Here is a 20,037-nt window from a genome sequence, read left to right on the forward strand (position 1 = left end):
CACCGGTCCTCGGCCGGCGAACCGCCATCAGCCTCGGGATCGTCGGTTCGGTAAGGCCCGCGCTTGTCATGCTGCTCGATCGCGTGCGCCAGCGGACCGACGATCGCTTGATGGCGAAGACGAACGCCGCGCGAATAGAATGGGACGGGATGCTGGATGAGAAAGCCAGCCTGTCGCGCGGAGGGGACAAGCTCCATCCTCAGGCGGTGGCGCGGCTGGCGAGCGATCTGGCCGACGACAATGCCGTCTTCGTCGTCGACACAGGCGAAGTGACGTTGTGGGCGGCGAACTGGCTCCGGCAGAGGGGCAGCCAGAGGATCACCGGCTCTTTCGGCAATGCGGCGGTCGGAACCGGAATGGGTATCGCCAACGGAGTGCAGGCGCTCGACCGCGACCGGCAGGTCATACTCCAGGTGGGCGACGGCGGCTTCACCATGCTCGCGGGGGAGTTCATGACCGCAGTCGAGCACAAGCTGCCGGTGAAGGTGGTCGTCTACGACAATTCGGGATGGGGGCTTGTGCACATCGAGATGGAAGGCGCAGGCCTTCCTGCGACGGCCGGCGCCGGTTTCCCGAACATGGATTTCGCGGCCTTCGCGCACGCCTGCGGAGCCGAGGGCTTCAGCGCGCGCGTGCCAGAGGAACTGGAGCCGGCGATGCGCGCGATGCTGTCGGTTTCGGGCCCTGCCTTGCTCCACGTCATCGTGGATCCGGAGGAACTGCCGACCATGCCGCATTTCGATCTGGCGCAGGCGGTTCGGTTCGGGATTGCAAAGGCGAAGGAAGGTTTATTGTCGCTCCGGGGGAAGTGACATCCCCCGATGCCGGCCTCAAACCGCGAGCGGGAACTGGGCGATTCCGCGTCAATTTGCCCAAATATCGCGGCGGGCCATTGGAGCTAGCGGAAGAATTCGGCATTTTAGAGGACGGCGCCGAAGGGGCTGTCCTAAGGCAAGATTCCTGGCTCGATGACTTCCGGATGGACCGCCCGCAGAGACAATACGTTCGCTGCGCTGCCGCCTGTCCGCGACCAGTCAATGAGAATTCGAGCTAGCAGCGGCGGAAACAAGTTCCGCCGCTGCCCCCGCTTCAGGCTGGCTGACGTCTCGAAATGGCTGGATTCACGTGCCTTGTGGTGAGCGACGGCGAGCCCCGCGGAGCGGGACGCGCTCTCCGTCGAGCTCGACCCTCACGAGCTTCGCGACGACCAGTGGCTCGATCTCGATCATGAAGCGCCTGGCGAGCGCGCGCCGCCGGACGGGAAATCTGTGCCATCGCCGCCGAAAGGCGGCGGCATCGGACAGCCTGCGGTTGGCGCCAAAGCTGGCCGCCCTCTGGACTCGGCACTGGACCTGCCAGCGTGTGCCCGGCGGGTCATCCCGATCCAGAACTCGGACGCCGATTTCGTGATATTCCCCGTCCCAGACCAACATCCGGCCATAGGCCGTGCCTGGAATTCGCAGTCTTCTTGCCATTTGTAACTCCCGACTCATCAATGGAGGTCGGGCGATGCGACCGAACCTCAACCGCGATTGCAGATGCAATCGCGACGGAGGTCAGCGGCCGCGCGTCTTCGGCGGTTCAGCCCGCGCATCGCCGCGGGCGACTTATAGGCCGCGCTTGTTCGGCGACCGTCCTGACATGCCTGGGAAATAGGTGAAAGAACGGGTCCTTCAAGAGGCTCGGAACCCGTCGTTTTGTGTACCGATTTGTGTCCCGATTTTTCCTTGACCGCGAAAACGGCGATGGTAGAGTGTTTAAGTCCATGGAAATCCATGGATTTCGGTTGGCCGAAAGAACGGCAGCTGGTTTTTGGTACCGGCATTCGCAGGTTCGAATCCTGCCGCCCCAGCCAGCCTTCGCTTGCTGCGCAAGCTACGGCCGGGCAAGCCAGCATTGACGTTTGGGTGCAGCACGCGAAGGCTGTCCCGCCGGAGCCTCGGCGGAGGTGGACCACCGTAAAAATGCAGAACGTCTATATTCTGCAAAGCCTAGCGCGCCCGGAACGCTATTACATCGGTTGCACGGATGATGTGCTCGACCGTGTGCGCAGGCATAATGCAGGGCAGTCGGAGTCCGGCTCGCGCCACACTTCGATCCACGGTCCCTGGCAGGTGGTCGTTCAGATCGGGTTCGAAGACCGAGCGAAGGCTTTTGCCTTTGAGAAATATTTGAAGTCCGGGTCGGGACGGGCTTTCGCGAAAAGGCATTTCTGAAGTCTCTTAGGTGACCCAGCCAGCTTTGGTTTCAACGCAAGCCGCGGAGTGTCGTGCATCGTCAGGACGCTATGGATCTCCACGCAATGAGGAGATTTTGTCATGACTGCACCGAACATTCCGCTTGCGACGGAGATGCTGCGCTTCGGCTTTGGCGAGTGCGCGCTGGGCGTCTTTCTCGTCGCTTTGAGCGACCGGGGCCTTGTCGCCCTCCAGCTGGGCAACAGCAGGGCCGCATTGCTGGCCGAGCTCGAGACGAGCTTTCCCGCGACGCAATTTGAGGAGGTGGCGCTTGACGACACCCTCGCCAAGGTCCGCGCTTTTCTCGATGCGCCGGGAAGCCGGCTCGATCTGCCGCTCGACATTCGCGGGTCCGCTTTGGAGCGCGCGGTCTGGAGCCGGCTGACCGCCGTTCCCGCCGGAGAGACCGTCACCTACGGTCAGGTGGCGAAGGCGCTGCCGATACCGGCGACGGCGCAGGAGGTCGGCGCGGCCTGTGCGGCCAATGTGCTGGCGGTGGCGATCCCGTGCCATCGGGTCGTCAAGACCGACGGCACGATCTCCGGCTATCGCTGGGGCGTCCGCCGCAAGCGGCGGCTGCTCGCTCTGGAAGCCGCAGCATGACCATCGCGTCTCGCGTGGCGCGGATCGACTGGACGGCGGTGGCCGCGAATCTGGACCGGAGCGGCTGGGCGATCGCGCCGGGCCTGCTGACGGCCGACGAATGCGACGCGACCGCCGCGCTCTATGACGCGGAGCGGGGCTTTCGCAGCCGCGTCGTCATGGCGCGGCACGGCTTCGGACGCGGGGAGTATCGCTATTTCTCCTATCCGTTGCCGCCTTTGGTCGCCGCGCTGCGCGGCGCGCTCTACCCGCGGCTCGCGCCGATCGCCAATCGCTGGCACGAGCGGATGGGGCTGGAGGCGCGATTCCCGGACGATATCGCTGCATATCTCGACTGCTGCCACGCGGCGGGGCAGGAGCGGCCGACGCCGCTGCTCCTCCGCTATGGCGCGGGCGACTATAATTGCCTGCACCAGGATCTGTACGGCGCGCACGTCTTTCCACTTCAGGTCGCGATCCTGCTGTCGAAGCCCGATGCGGATTTTACCGGCGGCGAATTCGTCCTCACCGAGCAACGCCCGCGCATGCAATCGCGCGCCGACGTGGCGCCGCTGACGAAGGGCGATGCCCTGATCTTCGCGGTCAACGATCGGCCGGTGAAGGCCGCGCGCGGCGACTATCGGGTGCGCATGCGGCATGGCGTCGCCACCGTGCGCTCCGGCCGCCGCCACACGCTCGGGATCATTTTTCACGACGCGGCTTGATCTGGACCAAGGCAAAGGCCAAGCGCACCCGACAGATGGAGGCGGTCATCACCGCGGCAGGAGCGATCCATATCGGCGTCGGCGGCTGGGATTTCGATCCCTGGCGCGGGACCTTCTATCCGGAAGGGCTCGCGAAGACGAAGCAGCTCGAATATGCCTCCTCGAAGCTGACCGGGACCGAGATCAACGCGACCTATTACAAGCTGCAATCGCCGGCCTTGTTCGAGCGCTGGGGCCAGGCGGTGCCGGACGGCTTCAAATTCGCGCTCAAGGCGTCGCGCTACGCCACCAACCGCAAGAACCTCGGCGACGCGGCTGAATCGATCGGAAGGTTCTGCGCGCAGGGATTCACCGAACTCGGCGATAAATTGGGCCCGATCCTGTGGCAGCTGGCCAACAGCAAGAAGTTCAATCCCGACGAGATCCGGGATTTCCTCGCTTTGCTGCCGGCGCGGCAGGATGGCGTCACGCTCCGCCACGCGATCGAGCCGCGGCACGAGAGCTTCAAGGACAAAGCCTTCGTCGCGATGGCGCGGGCGGCCAGTGTCGCGATCGTGATGGCCGAACATGAGACCTATCCGCAGATCGCCGATCTCACCGCCGATTTCGTCTATGCGCGGCTGCAGACGACGCGCGAGGATGAGGTGACAGGCTACGCCCCGGCGGAGCTCGATCGCTGGGCGACCGCGGCGCGCGACTGGGCGGACGGCAAGAGCCCCGCGGGCCTCGATTATGTCAGCGACGCGCGGGCCGAGACGAAGCCGCGCGATGTCTTCGCCTTCGTGATCAGCGGCGCCAAGGTGCGCAACCCGCTCGCCGCTTTGGCGCTGATCGAACGGACGCGATGAGCGGCGGCGAACTCCCGTCCTTCAGCCCGATCGACGGCCGCGAGCTTGGCCGCGTCCGCGCTGTGAGCCGCGACGATGTCGCCGCGGCGATCGGGCGCGCGCACGACGCCTTCCTCGCCTGGCGCGACGTACCGGCGCCGCGGCGCGGCGAGCTTGTCCGCCTGCTCGGCGAGGAATTGCGCGCCGAAAAGGAGGCGCTGGGCCGGCTGGTCAGCCAGGAATGCGGCAAGATCCTTTCCGAGGGGCTCGGCGAGGTCCAGGAGATGATCGACATTTGCGACTTCGCCGTCGGCCTGTCGCGGCAGCTCTACGGCCTGACCATCGCCACCGAGCGGCCCGATCACCGGATGATGGAGAGCTGGCATCCGCTCGGCGTCGTGGGCGTGATCTCGGCGTTCAATTTTCCGGTCGCGGTCTGGGCCTGGAACGCCTGCCTCGCCTTCGTCTGTGGCGACAGCGTGGTCTGGAAGCCGTCCGAAAAGACGCCGCTTTGCGCCGAGGCGGTCGCGGCTCTGTTCGCACGGGCGGCGGCAAGATTCGGCGATGCCCCGGCGGGGCTGCTGGAAGTGGTGCAGGGCGGTCGCGAGGTCGGCGAGGCGCTGGCTGACGATCCGCGCGTGCCGCTCGTCTCGGCCACCGGCTCGACCCGGATGGGCCGGGAGCTGGCGCCCCGCGTCGCCGCGCGTTTCGGGCGCGCCTTGCTCGAGCTGGGCGGCAACAATGCGATGATCGTCGCGCCCTCGGCCGATCTCGACCTCGCCGAGCGCGCCATCGCTTTCGCCGCGATGGGCACGGCCGGGCAGCGTTGCACGACTCTGCGCCGGCTGATCGTGCATGAGTCGATCTACGATGCGTTGCTGGGCCGGCTGAAACGGATCTGGGCCGGCGTTTCGATCGGCGATCCGCTGGCCACCGGAACATTGGTCGGTCCGCTGATCGATCGCCACGCGCTCGATGCCATGCAGGCGGCGCTGAGGCAGGCGCGCGAGGAGGGCGGCGTCATTCACGGCGGCGAGTCGCTCGACGGCCTCTATGTCCGGCCCGCTTTGGTCGAGCTGCGGGGCCAGACGCCGGTCAGCGAGCACGAGACCTTCGCGCCGATCCTTTACGTTACCCGCTACGGCGCCCTGGATGAGGCGATCGCGCGCCAGAACGCGGTTCCGCAGGGCCTCTCCTCGTCGATCTTCACCAACGATTTGCGGGAGGCCGAGCTGTTTCTCTCCGCGGCCGGCTCGGATTGCGGTATCGCGAACGTCAATATCGGCCCGTCGGGGGCCGAGATCGGCGGCGCGTTCGGCGGCGAGAAGGAGACGGGCGGCGGGCGCGAGAGCGGCTCGGACGCCTGGCGCGCTTACATGCGCCGCGCCACGAACACGATTAACTATGGCCGCGCTTTGCCGCTCGCCCAGGGCGTGGATTTCTCACTGCCCGATCCGAATTAGTTTCGACACCATCCCTCATCATTTTGTTAACCGCTACTCTGCTATTTCCCCCGTTCCCGAGGGGAGACGCACGTGGGTTATTCGCGCAAGGTCGGTCCTCCGATTGTGGCGGCCGCGGTCGCGACGATCGTCCTGACCAATTTCGCCACGGTCAGCATCGTCAAGGACGGCACGCAGTCGGGCTATGAGCTGTTCAGCGCGATCTGGCCGATCGCGTTGACGTCGGCCGTCGCCGTCATCCTCGTCATGTCCTTTCTCTATCGCTCGCTGTTCGATCTCGTGCAGGAGCTGGAGAGCCGCCAGGCCGCCGCACAGCACCAGGCGCTGCACGATCAGCTAACCGGCCTCGCCAACCGCGCGTTGCTGGAGGACCGGCTCGATCAGGCGCTGACCCGCTATCGCCGCTCTGGCGAGCAGGTCGCGCTGCTGATGCTCGATCTCGACCGCTTCAAGCAGGTCAATGACACGCTCGGCCACAATGCCGGCGATCAGCTCGTTATCGAGGTCGGCGAGCGGCTGCGCGCTCTGGTCCGCGAGACCGACACCGTCGCCCGGATCGGGGGCGACGAGTTCGCCATCGTCCAGGTCAGCCCCAAGGGCGAGGCCGACGTGCGCCGGCTCTGCGAGCGGATCATTGGCGTCATCCGCGCGCCGTTCGAGATCGGCGAGCGCGAGGCCCGCGTCGGGGTCAGCATCGGCGCCGTGTTCGCCAACAAGGAAGTCTCGGAAGCATCGGAGCTGATGCGCAAGGCGGATATCACGATGTACCGCGCCAAGGCGGCCGGCCGCGACTGCTTCCGCATCTTCACCGAGGCGATGGACGCCGACGTCCAACGCCGCGACCAGATCGAGCTCAGCCTGCGCAATGAACTGGCCGCGGAAAAGCCGGGGCTGGAGCTTCACTATCAGCCGGTGATCGGCGCGCGTGGCGCCGTGATCGGGCTGGAAGGCCTGCTCCGCTGGCCGCACCCGCTGCTTGGCCAGCTCAACCCCAATGAGATCGTGCCGATCGCCGAGGAATGCGGCGTCATCGAGGAGCTGGGCCTGTTGAGCTTCCGCCAGGCGTGCCGGATGGCGCAACGCTGGCCGGACCTCGCGGTCGCGGTCAACCTGTCGCCGCTCCAGTTCCGCAAGCCGGGCCTGCCCGCGACGCTCAAGCGCATAGCGGCCGAGGAAAAGGTCGAGCCCGGCCAAATGGAGCTGGAGATCACCGAGAGCCTGTTCATCGAGCATGGCGCGCTCTGCGCCGAGGCGATCGAGACGCTGCGCCGCGACGGCTTCCGCATCGTCCTCGACGATTTCGGCACCGGCTATTCGTCGCTGTCCTGCCTGCGCAAATTCCCGGTCGACAAGATCAAGCTCGACCGTTCGTTCATCGACGTCGCGGCGCGCGACCAGAGCGTCGCGATCATCCGCGCCGCGGTGACGCTCGGCCATGCGATGAACCTCGACGTGGTCGCCGAGGGCGTGTCGAGCGAGGACGAGGAGCAGATCGCGCTCGAGGCCGGCTGCGACGCCGTTCAGGGTCATCTTTATTCCCAGGCGATGACCGCCGACCAGCTCGAAACCTATCTGGCCGACCCGCGCGGCGAGCGCATCTCCAACGCCGCCTGAGCGGGCCGCTTAACGGCTCAGCAGATCACCGAGCGGCGATACCATCGGAGCATGGTAGGACGTGATCAGAGCCCATAGGGCCGTGCCGCCGACCAATGCGATCCAGCCCGGAAAGGCGTTGCGCCAGCGAAGTGCGCCGTTGGCCAGCGCCGCGAACGGCAGGATCGATGTGCGCCTCTGCCACTCGCGCCAAGTGTCGCCGAGCAGCCGCGCCTTCTTGCGGTCCTGACCGAGCGTGCCGAGCACCGCTAACGCGAGAATGCCGCCGGCAACGATCAGGTTGCGCGTGCTGCCGGACAGCGAGATGTGGACCAAGGCCCACAGGATGAAGCTCGTGTTCATCGGGTGGCGGGTGATGGCGAACACGCCGCGCGGTGGCGGAGTGTCGCGCCGGCCGGCGCCCGGGTGGGGAAAAGCCGGGTTGCCGCGCAGCGAGCCGACCAGCAGGATGCTCGCGAACAGCATCACGCCGGAGGCTATCGGCCACCACCATGACGGCGCGATCCAGAGCGGCGCCGTCGGCGGGGTCGTGCGCCAGGCAAGGATCATCCAGCCCAGCATCGCGAACGAGATCAGCGAATAAGCGCCCAAGAAACCGACCTCGCCGAGCCGTGCGACCAAAGCCGGCCGCAGCGGGTGCGACATGGCGAGGTGGGTTCCGACAAAGGCCAGCGTCGCAAGCGCGAGGCTGGCCGTCGGACTCACGGCTGCGGCGTCCGCGGCGTGTAGGCGTGGGGCAGGGCGCCTTCCTGCGGCTGGCGATAGCGGTCGCGCAGGCGCGTCTGCCGGTTCTCCAGGCTCTGACGGACGCCGTCGATCCAGACCGCTTCGACGCCGGTTGCGAGCTCGAGCGGATCGCCGTCCCAGATCACCACATCGGCGCGCCGGCCGGGCCGGAGCGAGCCGATCTCATTGCCGAGCCCGACCGCTTCGGCGGGGCCGGAGCTGATCGCCGCGAAGGCCTGGTCCCAGCTGAGGCCGGTATGGCCGGGCACGCGGGTGATCGCGACCAGATTGCCGGCATATTGGGTCGAGAGGCGCACCTGGCGCGCCTCGTCGTCGTTCAGCATGCCGATCGAGACGTTCACGCCGGCGGCGACCATCCGGCCGATATTGGACTGGGTGGCGGCGAGCTGCTCGAAGCTGGCCGGCAGATCGTTGAGTGCATTGGCGATCACCGACACACGCGATTCTGCCAGCTCCCGCGCCACCCGCCAGCCCTCGGTCGCGCCGACGATGGCGATCCGCAGCGCGGGGATTTCGCGCCGTAGCGCGATGACCTGGAGGATGTCGCTCGCCCGCTCGACATGGACGAGCAGCATCTGCTCGCCGCGCACCACCGGGAGCAGGGCCAGCGCGTCGGCGCGGGTCAGTTGCGGATTGTCGCCTCGCCGGCCCGCCGCTTCCTCGCGCGCTTCCCGGAGCGCGTTGCGCAGCATGACATGGGCCGCGGCGCGGCTGCCGCCGGCGGTGCCGGCGCCGGATTCGCCAAGCTCGACATATTGGAACAGGCGCGGCCGGGTGACCGCGTTCATGTCGCCGCCGAGATCGATCACCGCGCCCTGGCCCGCGAAGATCGAGCGGCCGGTGGCGGGCGAGACGATTGCGCGGGTGACTCCGGCGGCGCGGCTGACCGCGATCGACGAGGCCTGGGGATTGATCGCCGGCGTGACGTCGATCGCGGCGTTGAACGGCGAGTTGTTCGCCGAGGAGTCGTTGCTTGGATCAACGGCATCGACCTCGACGATGCCGATTCGCGAAAAGCCGGCGACGACGCCGGGCGTCACCCAGCGGCCGTTGGCATCGATACGCTCGGCGTTGGCGGGCACGGCGACGTTCGCCCCGGCCGCAACGACCCGGCCGTCGCGGATGAGAACGGTGCCGCCGTCAATCGGCGGCGAGCCGTCCCCGATCACGACCCGACCCCCGGTGATCGCGACGGTTTGGGCGGCGGCGGGTGCGGCGGCCAGGGCGGCGATTCCCGCCAGCAGGGCGGCGAGGCGTCTCAATGCACGTCTCCTTCGCCGGGCTGGCCGAGCTCGAAATCGCTCACCGGCCGCAGCCGCGGGTTGTTCATGTCGTACATCATCGCGCCATCGATCCAGACCTGCTGCGGGCGGGTGTAGACGCTGAGCGGATTGCCGTTCCACAGCACCACGTCGGCGCGCTTGCCCGGTCGCAGCGAGCCGGTTTGCTCGGCGATGCCGAGCGCCGTGGCGGGGTTGATCGCCAGCCAGCGCCAGGCGACTTCGTCGGAAATATTGATCCCCATTCGCCGCCCGTCGGCGAGCGCCTTTGCCGCCTCCTGGTTCAGGCGCTGGATGCCGTTGGCGTCGTCCGAATGGACGATGGCGCAGGCGCCGGCATTGTGGACCAGCGGAATGTTCTCGTTGACCGCGTCGTAGGATTCCATCTTGAAGCCCCACCAGTCGGACCACATCGCGGCGCAGGTGCCGTTCTCGCGCAGCAGGTCGCCGATCTTGTAGGCCTCGACCGCGTGGTGGAAGCTGGCGATGCGGAAGCCGAATTCGCGCGCCATATCGAGCATGATCGCCATCTCGTCGGCGCGGTAGCAATGGTTGTGGACCAGGATGTTGCCGTCCATCGCCTCGACCAGCGTGTCGAGCTGGAAGTCGCGCGGCGTGGTGGCGTCTCGGCGCAGCCGGGCGCGATACTCGACCGCCCGCTGCCAGGTCGCGCGCATCACCGCGACATTGCCCATCCGGGTGGACGGCATCTGGTTGCGGCCGCCATAGACGCGCGCCGGGTTCTCGCCGCAGGCCAGCTTGAGGCCGCGCGGCGCCCCGGGGAAGCGCATCGCCTGCATCGTGCGCGCCGGCACATTGCGCAAGGTGACGCCGCGGCCGCCGAACAGGTTCGCCGAGCCGGGCAGCACCTGCAGCGTGGTCACGCCGCCATTGGCGAGGGCGCGGGAGAAGCCCGGATCCTGCGGCCAGACGCTGTGCTCGGCCCAGACCTCGGAGCGGACCGGGTTGGTCGCCTCGTTGCCGTCCTGATGGGCGGCGACCTGCGGGCTGGGATAGTCGCCGAGATGCGAATGGACATCGATCACGCCCGGCGTCACCCAGCGGCCGCGGCCGTCGATCCGGGTCGCGCCGTCGGGGATCGGCGTGTCCGGCCCGCCGACCGCGACGATGCGGCCCTCGGCCATGACGATCGTGCCGTTCTCGATCCGGCCGCCCTCGCCGTCGAAGATCGTCGCGCCGGTGATCGCGGTCGGAACGCCGCCATAAGGGCGGTAGGTGGAGGGATAGGGATCGGTCACGCGCGGCGGCGCGGGCGCGGCGGCTGGCGCTGCCGGCGGCGGCGTTTGCTGGTTGGCGCAGCCGAAGAGGAGGGTGAGCGCGGCGACGGCCGCGACCGCACCCGCCCTCAACGCGCGCCCTCCGGCGCGGGGTGGGTGCCGGCGGCCTGCGGCTCCCCGATCTCTTCCTGGCCGGGGATCTGATCGTCCTTCAGCGTGTCGAGGTGCATCAGCCGCCTGATCAGCGGCGAGACGGCCAGCACGACCGCCGCGATCGCCATCGTGATCCAACCGATGGTATTGTAGACGTGGAGCGTGCCCTCCTGGGTCATGGCGCCGTCATGGCCGCCGGTCGCCTCGCCGATCTTGCCGGCGACGAAATTGCCGACCGCGGTCATGTAGAACCAGGCGCCCATGATCAGGCTGGCGAGGAAGCTCGGCGCGAGCCGGTTCATCGCCGAGAGGCCGACGGGGGAGAGGCAGAGCTCGCCGGTGGTCTGCAGGAAATAGATCAGGAAGACGAAGAAGACCGGCGTCATCGCGCCGACGCCCATTGCCTGGGCGCCCCAGACGAAGACGAGGAAGGAGAGCCCGACCTGCGCAAGGGCGAGGCCGAACTTGGCCGGCGCGGAAGGCTCCAGCCCCCGCCGCCCCAGCCAGACCCAGAGGCCGGCGAAGATCGGGCCGAGCAGCACGATGTAGATCGGGTTGATCGACTGGAACAGCGAGGCGGGGACGCCGGCCCGGTCGACATAGCGGTCGGTATAGAGGTTGAGCGAGCCGCCAGCCTGCTCGAACAGGCCCCAGAAGACCGGGTTGAGCGCGATCAGGAAGAGGATCGCGAACATCCTGTCGCGCGCGTGCGGCTCCAGCTTGAAGCTCTCGTAGAGGACGTAGAGCAGCAGGCCGACGCCGGAGACGATCAGCAGGTTCTGGATGACGCCCTGATACTGGACGAGCGCCCAGATCACCGCGACCGCGGCGACGCCGACGCCGTAGAGGGTCCATTCGGTGCTCTTCGCAAGCGCCTGCCGCGCCTCGCCCTTGCCCAGCAGCAGCGGCCGGCCGATGATGAACACGAAGAGGCCGAGCAGCATGCCGACGCCTGCGGCGCCGAAGCCGTAGCGCCAGCCATAGGTCTGGCCGAGCCAGCCGGCGAGGATCGTGCCGATCGCGGCGCCGACGTTAATGCCCATGTAGAAAATCGTATAGGCGCCGTCGCGGCGGACGTCGGTGCGCGGATAGAGCTGGCCGACGATCACCGAAATGTTGGCCTTGAGGAAGCCAGAGCCGACGATGATGAAGGCGAGGGCGAGCCAGAAGACGTTGATCGCAGGATCGTTCTGGCCGCCCGTCGTGCCCTCGAACGCCATCAGGAAGTGGCCGAAGGTCAGCAGGATAGCGCCGAACAGCACCGCCTTGCGCTGGCCGAGCCAGCGGTCGGCGAGATAACCGCCGAGCACCGGGGTGATGTAAACGAGGCTGGTATAGGCGCCGTAGATCAGGTTCGATCGGCTGTCCGAGAACAGCCAGTGCTGGGTCAGGTAGAAGATCAGCAGCGCCCGCATGCCGTAATAGGAGAAGCGCTCCCACATTTCGGCGAAGAACAGGACGTAGAGGCCCTTCGGGTGGCCGGCGAATTCCGGCTTCGGGCTCATCGCGATCATCGCGCCGCCGATCAGCAGGGCTCCGAGGAAGATGGCGGCGATCAAAGGAATGAGTTGGGCGGCGTCCACAGGCTCTGCTCCCCAGCACAATGACGATCGGCCGCTCGGATCGGCGGCCTTTGGAAGGCGAGCACCCTAACGGGTGAATCCGCCTTGCCAAGCGGGATTGTGGCGGCGTTTCCCGGCTGTTAGCGGCTTGGTCGATGCTCAACGACCGTTCGTCGATCCTCTTTCTGCTGGAGACGCGCCGCTCGGGCCGCCCCCGCGATTTCGTCGCGCCCGGGCCGAGCCCCGAGGAGCTGGCGCGCATTCTCGCCATCGCGGCGCGCACGCCCGATCATGGCAAGCTCCACCCATGGCGTTTCGTCCATGTGCCGCGCGAACGGCGCGAAGCCCTCGCAGAATTGCTGGAGCGCGCGTACCGCGCCGCCAACCCCGATCCGGGCCGGCTCGAGATCGAGGCGGCCCACCGTTTCGCCCATCAGGCACCGGAGTTGATCGTGCTGCTGTCCTGCCCGATCGAGGGGCACAAGATCCCGGTCTGGGAGCAGCAGCTGTCCTGCGGGGCGGCGGGAATGAACCTGCTGCTCGCCGCCCATGCGATGGGCTATGCCGGCGGCTGGGTGACCGGCTGGGCCGCCTATTCCGACATGGTCCGCGACGCCTTCGGAACGCATGGCGAGCGCATCGCCGGGTTCATCTTCCTCGGCACGCCGGGCGCGGCGCTGGAGGAACGGATGCGGCCGGAACCGGAAGAAGTTGTGAGCGAGTGGTCCTCCTGACTGTCCGCAATCGCAAGATCGATCAATAAGCGCTTGACCGCCGGAGTGTATTAGGACACTATCACGCCATGAGCGAGGAACGGCCCGTCTATCTCCGCCTCCGCGACACGATCGCGGCGATGATCCTCGAAGGCAAAGTAAGGGAGGGTGACTCGCTCCCCTCGGTGCGCAGCCTCGCGGCCGATTTCGGCGCCAATCCGCTGACCGTGGCCAAGGCCTATCAGACCTTCCAGGAAGAGGGGCTGGTGACGGTGCGGCGGGGCGTCGGCATGTTCGTCGCCGCCGGCGCGGCCGATCGGCTGCGGGCGACCGAGCGGGCCGAGTTCCTCGACCATCGCTGGCCGGGGATCGTCAGCCATATGCGCCGGCTGGGCCTTGAGCCTGAGGATCTGGTCGAGCGCGCGCTCGCCTGAAGCGCTTGATTTCGCCTCGGCAGAGGAGCAAATTCCGCCGGAACATCATTGGAGACGCGAAGATGATCAGGTCATCGGCGCTCGCCTTTCCGGCTTTGCTCGGCATCGCCTTCGCGTTGTCCGCTTTTAGCGGTGGCGGCAGGGTCGCCAATTCGCCGCCGGTCGTGCCCTATGTCTGCGAAGGCGGGCAGACCGCCTCGGCGATCTATGAAGGCGGTGGCGACCGGAGCCACGCCAAGGTGCTGCTCACCGTCGGCGGCCGCACGACCGAACTCGAATCCGCGCCGACCCTCTATGGCATCCGTTATCTGAGCGAGCCGAGCGCGGCCGAGCCGCGTCACCTGATCTGGGCGGTCTGGGGCGAGCGCGCCTGGCTGGCCGAGGCGACCGAGCCCTACCGGTCCGACGGCGAGGGCCAGCGGCTGTTGAGCTGCCACCGCCAGCGCGGCGCCGCGACGGCGCACAATGAGGCGGCGCACTGATCGCCGCGCATTGTGGCCGATTTGCCGCACCGGGACGCGGCTTTGGGGCCAGGCCATTGACTTGAGGTGGAAAGTCGCGCTTTCGCCCCCATCTGGGCTGTGCCGCCTCCCCGAGAGGCCGCGCGGGCGGGGTTGAACGGATTTGATGCGAAGCAGCAAGCGAAGCCTGATCCTTGGCGTCGCGGGAGCGGGGCTCCTGTGCGCGGGGGCGGCGCTCGCCCAGGAGACGAACACGATCGGTCCGCCGCAGCTGCGCGACTTCCAGCTCCGGCCGCGCGAACAGGCCGGGCCGCAGCCGACGGGGCCCCAAGACCCGCAGAATCCGCAGCCGCAGGTCCGGCAGCCGCCGCGCGCCGCGCCGGTCGCGCCGCCGCCCCCGGTGACGAGCAGCCAGCCCTCCGCGCAGCCGACGCCGGCCCAGCCGCAACCGACGACGTCCACGCCGGCCGGGACGCCGCGTGGCGCGCCCACGCAACCGGGCCCGACTCAAACCGCTCCGACGCCGACGCCGATCGCGCCGCCGCCGACCGGGCAGCAGCCACCTGCGACTGGACCTGTCGCGACGCCCCCGGCGATCGAGCCGGAACCCGCAACGCCGTCAGACGCCACGCCACCGACCCCGGAAGGCGGCGGCGCGCCGGTCTGGCTCTATGGCTTGCCCGTCTTGCTGCTCGTGCTCGGCGGCATGTTCTTCTGGCGCCGGCGGCGCGCGCGCAGCGTAGAGCTGGCCTATGCGGCCGATGTGGCGTTGGCGGAGCCTGTTTCGCTGCCCGAACCCGTGCCGGCGGCGCCGCGCCCAGATCCCTCGCCGCGGCCCTGGCTGGAGCTCGACGTCAGGACGATCCGCGCGTCGTTCACGCCGACCGAGGCAGTGATCGAGTTCGAGCTGACGATCGCCAATATCGGCGGCGCCGCCGCCCGCAACCTCAAGATCGACGTCAAGATGTTCAACGCCGGCGCCGAGCAGGACCAGCAGATCGGGACCTTTTTCCGCACCGCCGGCCGTGAGACGACCCGGCTCGTTCTGCCCGGGATCGAGAAGGAGCAGGACGGCGTGATCCGCGGCGAAGTCGGGATGCCGCTGGACGAGATGAAGGCGGTGAAGCTCGACGGGCGGATGCTGTTCATCCCGGTCCTCGCCGTCAACGTACTCTACGAATGGGGCGAGGGGCGCTCCGGCCAGAGCGCCAAATCCTATGTCGTCGGCCGCGAGCTTGAAACGCCGAGCGAGAAGATGGGCGCCTTCCGGGTCGACCAGGGCCCGCGCGTCTGGCGGACCGTCGGCCAGCGCCAGCACAAGCTCGCGCGGCGGGTTTGATCATTGGAGTCATCCCGGCGAAAGCCGGGACCTATGAACTCGGTGGTGGAAAGAGAGCGACGGTGTCATCGCCTCGCACTTGTTGAGCGGTATTCATGGGTCCCGGCTTTCGCCGGGATGACTCCTAGGATCAGGCAGCGAAGGCCGCCTCGTCGATCGAATAGAGCAACTTGGAGGAAGCCATAGCGGCGCCAAACTGCGCCTTGGCTTCGGCCGCGACGTGGCGAATATAATACTCCACTGTCGCCCGCTTTGAGGCAGCGAAGGAGGGATCGCCGTCATAGCTGTCCAACGCCTTCTCCTCCTTGCTCATCAGCCAGCCGCTAACCGCGACGGCAAGCATCGTCAGAAAAGGATAGGATCCCGCCAGCCGGTCGTCGGGCTGCATCGTGCGAAGGCCTGCCGCGGCCGCGCCACACAGATCGACAAGATGGGCTAGCTCTAGGTCTTCTTGAGCTATGTCCGTCTGCATCTCGGCAATCAACGCATCGAGCGCCGCGCCGCCATCCGCGCTTAGCTTCCGCCCGACCAGGTCGGCTGCCTGAATGCCGTTCGTTCCTTCGTAGATCGGCGAGATACGGGCGTCGCGGAAGTGTTGAGCCGCACCGGTCTCCTCGACATAGCCCATGCCGCCATGGACCTGGATGCCGAGGCTGGTCACCTCGCAGCCGACATCGGTGCCATAGGCCTTGACCAAAGGCGTCAGCAGGTCCGCCCGCGCCCGCGCGGCATCGTCGCCAAGGCCGGCCCGGTCGGTCTGGCCGGCGCAATAATAAGCGAGCGCGCGAGCGGCCTGGGTGAGCGCCTTCATCCGGAGCAGCATCCGGCGCACGTCCGGGAACTCGATGATCCGCGCCGGCCGGCCCTCGCGGCTGCCCTGGACGCGCTCCCGGGCATAAGCGACCGCCTGCTGGGTCGCGCGCTCGGCGATCGAGACGCCCTGCAGGCCGACATTGAGCCGGGCATTGTTCATCATCGTGAACATTGCCGCCATGCCCCTGTTCTCCTCGCCGATCAGCCAGCCGGTGGCGCCGCCATTGTCGCCATAGGACATGACGCAGGTGGGGGAGGCGTGGATGCCGAGCTTGTGCTCGATCGAAACGCAATGGAGGTCGTTTTTCGACCCGTCCGGCAGGATTTTGGGGACGAGGAAGAGCGAGATGCCGCGAGTCCCGGCCGGCGCGCCCGGGAGGCGGGCGAGGACGAGGTGGACGATATTGTCGGCCAAATCGTGCTCGCCGAAGGTGATGAAGATCTTGGTGCCGGTGATCCTGTAGGTGCCGTCGCCGACCGGCTCGGCCCGGGTCTTGAGCGCGCCGACGTCCGATCCCGCCTGCGGCTCGGTGAGGTTCATCGTTCCGGTCCATTCGCCGGTGACGAGCTTCGGCAGCCATCGCGCCTGAAGTTCCGGCGAGCCGTGATGCTTCAGCGATTCCACGGTGCCGGGGGTGAGCATCATCACCAGCGAGAAGCCCATATTCGCGGAGCCGAGGTCTTCCATGACGACGCTGGCGAGCGTCAGCGGCAAGCCCTGACCGCCATGCTCCGGCGGCCCTGCAAGCGTTCCCCAGCCGCCTTCGACATAACCGCGATAGGCCTCCCCGAAGCCCGGCGGCAGGGTCACGCCCTCGGGCGACCATTTGGCGCCAATTTCGTCGCCGGCGCGGTTGAGCGGCGCGAAGGCCCCAGCGGCGAAGGCGCCCGCGCCCTCGACGATCGCATCGACAAGGTCGGGCGTCGCCTCGGCGAAGGCGTTGTGGCCGGCCAGCTCGTCGATGCCGACGATATGGCGGAGCAGGAATCTCTGCTCCTCGACGGGCGGCGTGTAGGTCATCTTATCTTCCCACCGTCACCCCAGCGGAAGCTGGGGTCCATGCGGCGTAGGTGACACGAAGGCCAGATGGATTCCAGCTTTCACTGGAATGACGAAAGGGGTTGGGGCAGGCAGCGGCCGTGAGCGCGCAAAACACCCGTGTGCTGTCGGAAGGACCGGAAGCGATCGCCGAGGCGGCGCGGCTGATCCTGGCCGGCGCGCTGGTCGCGATGCCGACCGAAACGGTTTACGGTCTGGCTGCCGACGCGACCAATGGCGACGCGGTCGCGCGGATCTATGAGGCGAAGGGGCGTCCGTCCTTCAACCCTCTCATCATTCATGTGAGCGACGTTACACAAGCTGCTGACATTGGGGTATTTGACGACGAAGCAGAGCGTCTTGCGTCGGCTCACTGGCCGGGCCCGCTGACCCTTGTGCTGCCGCGCAAGAAGGACGCGCCGATCGCCCGCCTCGCGAGCGCGGGCCTCGCGACCGTCGCATTGCGCGCGCCGGCCCATCCGGCGATGCAGGCGCTGATCGCGGCCGTCGGCAGGCCGCTTGCCGCGCCATCCGCCAACGTCAGCGGGCGGCTCAGCCCGACACGGCCCGAGCATGTCCTCGCCAGCCTCGGCGACCGCATAAAGCTGATCGTCGATGGCGGCCCGACCGCGCACGGGCTGGAAAGCACGATCGTCGCGCTGACCGGAGGACCGCCGCGCCTGCTGCGTCCGGGGCCGATCGATCTCGATCTCGCGCCGATGCTCAAAGGTGGGGTGGAAGCACCCGGCCAAATGGCGAGCCACTATGCCCCGGCCAAGCCGCTGCGACTCGACGCCAGCGCGGCGGAACCGGGCGAATGGCTGATCGGCTTCGACCTCGTCGCCGGCGATGTCAGTCTCTCGCCTTCAGGCGATCTCGTCGAAGCCGCCGCCAGGCTGTTCGATCTGCTGCACGAAGCGGACAGGGTCGCGGCGCCACGAATCGCGGTCGCACCGATTCCCGACGACGGGTTGGGCGTCGCGATCAACGATCGGCTGCGCCGCGCCGCCGCGCCGCGTGGGGACGCAGCTGATGTGGGATGACAATCTGACCGCCGACCGGCCGAGCTTCGTCACCCATCTCGAATGCTCGCTGACCGGCGAGCGCTACGAAGCGGACCGGTTGCATGGCCTGTCCGAGGCCGGTCGGCCGTTGCTGGTCCGCTACGATCTCGTTGGCGCGAAAGCGGCGCTGACCCGCCAAGCGCTGGCGGCGCGGCCGATGGACATGTGGCGCTGGCGCGAGCTGCTGCCGGTGCGCCGTGCGGCGGACATCGTCAGCCTTGGCGAAGCGGCGACGCCGCTGGTTTCGCTCGACCGTGCGGCGCGGCGGATCGGCGTCGCCGAATTGCTGGTCAAGGACGAAGGCCGGCTGCCGACCGGCTCGTTCAAGGCCCGCGGGATCGCCATGGCGGTCTCGATGGCCAAGGCGCTCGGCGTAGCGAAGATCGCGATGCCGACCAACGGCAATGCCGGCGCGGCGCTCGCCGCTTATGCGGCGCGGGCGGGGATCGAGGCGGTCGTATTCTGTCCGGACGATACGCCGGAGATCAACGTGCGCGAGATCGCCGCCCATGGCGCGCGCGTCTACCGGGTCAACGGGCTGATCGACGAATGCGGCGCCCTGGTCGCGGAGGGCGCGAAGGCGGGCGCCTGGTTCGATCTCTCGACGCTCAAAGAGCCCTATCGGCTGGAGGGCAAGAAGACGATGGGGCTGGAGCTCGCCGAGCAGCTCGGCTGGCGGTTGCCGGACGTGATCTTCTACCCGACCGGCGGCGGCACCGGCCTGATCGGCATGTGGAAGGGCTTCGCCGAATTGGAGGCGCTGGGCTTCATCGGCCCCGAGCGGCCGCGGATGGTGGCGGTGCAGGCCGAAGGCTGCGCGCCGATCGTCAGGGCGTTCGAGCAGGGCGTCGAGCATGCCGAGCGCTGGGCGGAGGCACACACCATCGCGGCCGGCATCCGCGTGCCAAAGGCGGTCGGCGATTTCCTGATCCTGCGCGCGGTTCGTGAAAGCGGCGGCTTCGCGATCGCCGTGCCGGACGCCGACATCGCCGCCGAGACCGAGCGGGCGGCGCGTGAGGACGGGCTGCTGCTTTGTCCCGAGGGCGGGGCGACGCTGGCGGCCGCAAGACGCGCGCGGGAGGCGGGGCTGATCGGTACGGATGACCGCGTGCTGCTGTTCAACTGCGCGACCGGGCTCAAATATCCGATGACCGATGCCTCACGCCCGCTCGACCGGCATGGGCCGTTCGATCCGTTCGCGCTTTAGGCGTCCGCGGTCTTCAGCCGCGCGGCGAAGCCCTTGCGCAGCTTGGCGAGCTTGGGCGGAATGACGGCGAGGCAATAGGGGCTGCGCTGGCCTTCGCCGGACCAATAATCCTGGTGATAATCCTCGGCCGGCCACCATTGGCCTTGGGGCTCAATCGTCGTGACGATGGGCGCGCCCCAGTCGGGTTGCGCCCGTTCGATTCCAGCTCGGGCTGCCACTGTCTCCGCTTCGTCGGCCGGGAAGATCGCCGAGCGATATTGGGTGCCGATGTCGTTGCCCTGCCGGTTCAGCTGGGTCGGATCGTGGGTGGCGAAGAAGACGTCGAGCAGATCGTCGTAGGAGATGACATCATCGTCGTAGGTCACGCGGATCGCCTCGGCATGACCGGTCGCGCCGCCGCAGACCTGCTTGTAGGTCGGGTTGTCGACCTGGCCGCCGATATAGCCGCTCTCGACGCGCGAAACGCCTTCAAGGCCCGCGAACACCGCCTCCGTGCACCAGAAGCATCCGCCCGCCAGAATCGCCTGACGCTCTGTCAT

19 protein-coding genes are annotated in these 20,037 nt (G+C 67.8%); 13 read left to right on the forward strand and 6 right to left on the reverse strand.

Translation table 11 applies throughout. From position 1 onward, the window contains the following. The first annotated feature begins 68 nt into the window (after positions 1-68). The 7 genes from ACT4N3_RS13110 (at position 69) to ACT4N3_RS13140 (ending at position 7,448) form a co-directional block, all read left to right on the forward strand. Positions 69-812: a thiamine pyrophosphate-dependent enzyme gene (locus ACT4N3_RS13110; protein WP_444855672.1), complete on the forward strand. Its 744-nt coding sequence runs from the start codon at positions 69-71 to the stop codon at positions 810-812. A 963-nt stretch (positions 813-1,775) separates the two neighbouring features. Continuing rightward, positions 1,776-2,216, forward strand: a complete 441-nt coding sequence (locus tag ACT4N3_RS13115; RefSeq protein ID WP_444855673.1) for a GIY-YIG nuclease family protein — start codon at positions 1,776-1,778, stop codon at positions 2,214-2,216. Positions 2,217-2,318: 102 nt separating this feature from the next. Continuing rightward, on the forward strand, positions 2,319-2,840 hold the full coding sequence (locus tag ACT4N3_RS13120) for a methylated-DNA--[protein]-cysteine S-methyltransferase (protein WP_444855674.1): 522 nt from the start codon (positions 2,319-2,321) through the stop codon (positions 2,838-2,840). Next, on the forward strand, positions 2,837-3,544 hold the full coding sequence (locus ACT4N3_RS13125; RefSeq protein WP_444855675.1) for a 2OG-Fe(II) oxygenase: 708 nt from the start codon (positions 2,837-2,839) through the stop codon (positions 3,542-3,544). The genes ACT4N3_RS13120 and ACT4N3_RS13125 overlap by 4 nt, the downstream gene beginning before the upstream one ends. Before the next feature lie 35 nt (positions 3,545-3,579). After that, positions 3,580-4,392 (forward strand): DUF72 domain-containing protein, encoded by an 813-nt coding sequence (locus ACT4N3_RS13130; RefSeq protein ID WP_444855701.1) that lies wholly within the window; start codon positions 3,580-3,582, stop codon positions 4,390-4,392. Continuing rightward, positions 4,389-5,834 (forward strand): L-piperidine-6-carboxylate dehydrogenase, encoded by a 1,446-nt coding sequence (gene amaB, locus ACT4N3_RS13135; protein WP_444855676.1) that lies wholly within the window; start codon positions 4,389-4,391, stop codon positions 5,832-5,834. Before ACT4N3_RS13130 ends, amaB begins: the two co-directional genes overlap by 4 nt. 72 nt (positions 5,835-5,906) lie before the next feature. Further along, positions 5,907-7,448 (forward strand): putative bifunctional diguanylate cyclase/phosphodiesterase, encoded by a 1,542-nt coding sequence (locus tag ACT4N3_RS13140; protein WP_444855677.1) that lies wholly within the window; start codon positions 5,907-5,909, stop codon positions 7,446-7,448. Positions 7,449-7,457: 9 nt separating this feature from the next. Here ACT4N3_RS13140 and ACT4N3_RS13145 read toward each other — a convergent pair whose 3' ends face one another. The 4 genes from ACT4N3_RS13145 to ACT4N3_RS13160 are packed head-to-tail and all read right to left on the reverse strand — an operon-like array spanning position 7,458 to position 12,380. Further along, on the reverse strand, positions 7,458-8,153 hold the full coding sequence (locus ACT4N3_RS13145) for an NnrU family protein (RefSeq protein ID WP_444855678.1): 696 nt from the start codon (positions 8,151-8,153) through the stop codon (positions 7,458-7,460). Then, positions 8,150-9,457 carry an amidohydrolase family protein gene (locus tag ACT4N3_RS13150; RefSeq protein WP_444855679.1) on the reverse strand — a complete coding sequence of 436 codons (1,308 nt, stop codon included), beginning with the start codon at positions 9,455-9,457 and terminating at the stop codon, positions 8,150-8,152. The genes ACT4N3_RS13145 and ACT4N3_RS13150 overlap by 4 nt, the downstream gene beginning before the upstream one ends. Continuing rightward, a complete protein-coding gene (locus tag ACT4N3_RS13155; protein WP_444855680.1) occupies positions 9,454-10,845 on the reverse strand; it encodes an amidohydrolase in 1,392 nt (463 codons plus the stop codon). Before ACT4N3_RS13155 ends, ACT4N3_RS13150 begins: the two co-directional genes overlap by 4 nt. Beyond that, positions 10,842-12,380, reverse strand: a complete 1,539-nt coding sequence (locus ACT4N3_RS13160) for a peptide MFS transporter (protein WP_444855702.1) — start codon at positions 12,378-12,380, stop codon at positions 10,842-10,844. Before ACT4N3_RS13160 ends, ACT4N3_RS13155 begins: the two co-directional genes overlap by 4 nt. 203 nt (positions 12,381-12,583) lie before the next feature. Here ACT4N3_RS13160 and ACT4N3_RS13165 point away from each other — a divergent pair, with 203 nt between their 5' ends. The 4 genes from ACT4N3_RS13165 to ACT4N3_RS13180 all read left to right on the forward strand — a co-directional run bounded on the left by ACT4N3_RS13165 (position 12,584) and on the right by ACT4N3_RS13180 (position 15,375). Further along, the gene (locus ACT4N3_RS13165) at positions 12,584-13,162 is read left to right on the forward strand and encodes a nitroreductase family protein (protein ID WP_444855681.1); all 579 of its coding nucleotides are present in this window, start codon (positions 12,584-12,586) and stop codon (positions 13,160-13,162) included. Positions 13,163-13,230: 68 nt separating this feature from the next. After that, on the forward strand, positions 13,231-13,575 hold the full coding sequence (locus tag ACT4N3_RS13170; protein ID WP_444855682.1) for a GntR family transcriptional regulator: 345 nt from the start codon (positions 13,231-13,233) through the stop codon (positions 13,573-13,575). Between the two features lie 62 nt (positions 13,576-13,637). Beyond that, positions 13,638-14,057: an MliC family protein gene (locus tag ACT4N3_RS13175; protein WP_444855683.1), complete on the forward strand. Its 420-nt coding sequence runs from the start codon at positions 13,638-13,640 to the stop codon at positions 14,055-14,057. Between the two features lie 145 nt (positions 14,058-14,202). Beyond that, positions 14,203-15,375, forward strand: coding sequence for a hypothetical protein (locus ACT4N3_RS13180; protein ID WP_444855684.1), 1,173 nt, complete (start codon positions 14,203-14,205; stop codon positions 15,373-15,375). A 130-nt stretch (positions 15,376-15,505) separates the two neighbouring features. Here ACT4N3_RS13180 and ACT4N3_RS13185 read toward each other — a convergent pair whose 3' ends face one another. Further along, on the reverse strand, positions 15,506-17,209 hold the full coding sequence (locus tag ACT4N3_RS13185; RefSeq protein ID WP_444855685.1) for an acyl-CoA dehydrogenase: 1,704 nt from the start codon (positions 17,207-17,209) through the stop codon (positions 15,506-15,508). Positions 17,210-17,328: 119 nt separating this feature from the next. Between ACT4N3_RS13185 and ACT4N3_RS13190 the strand changes: the two genes are divergently transcribed. Both ACT4N3_RS13190 and ACT4N3_RS13195 read left to right on the forward strand, forming a co-directional pair. Further along, the gene (locus tag ACT4N3_RS13190) at positions 17,329-18,270 is read left to right on the forward strand and encodes an L-threonylcarbamoyladenylate synthase (RefSeq protein WP_444855686.1); all 942 of its coding nucleotides are present in this window, start codon (positions 17,329-17,331) and stop codon (positions 18,268-18,270) included. Continuing rightward, on the forward strand, positions 18,260-19,498 hold the full coding sequence (locus ACT4N3_RS13195; protein ID WP_444855687.1) for a threonine synthase: 1,239 nt from the start codon (positions 18,260-18,262) through the stop codon (positions 19,496-19,498). Before ACT4N3_RS13190 ends, ACT4N3_RS13195 begins: the two co-directional genes overlap by 11 nt. Here the strand turns inward: ACT4N3_RS13195 and msrA are convergent. After that, entirely contained in the window at positions 19,495-20,037 is a 543-nt protein-coding gene (msrA, locus tag ACT4N3_RS13200; protein WP_444855688.1) for a peptide-methionine (S)-S-oxide reductase MsrA, read from the reverse strand. The two genes, ACT4N3_RS13195 and msrA, sit on opposite strands and share 4 nt — an antisense overlap.

Source organism: Sphingosinicella sp. (assembly GCF_052388015.1).
GTDB lineage: Bacteria > Pseudomonadota > Alphaproteobacteria > Sphingomonadales > Sphingomonadaceae > Allosphingosinicella.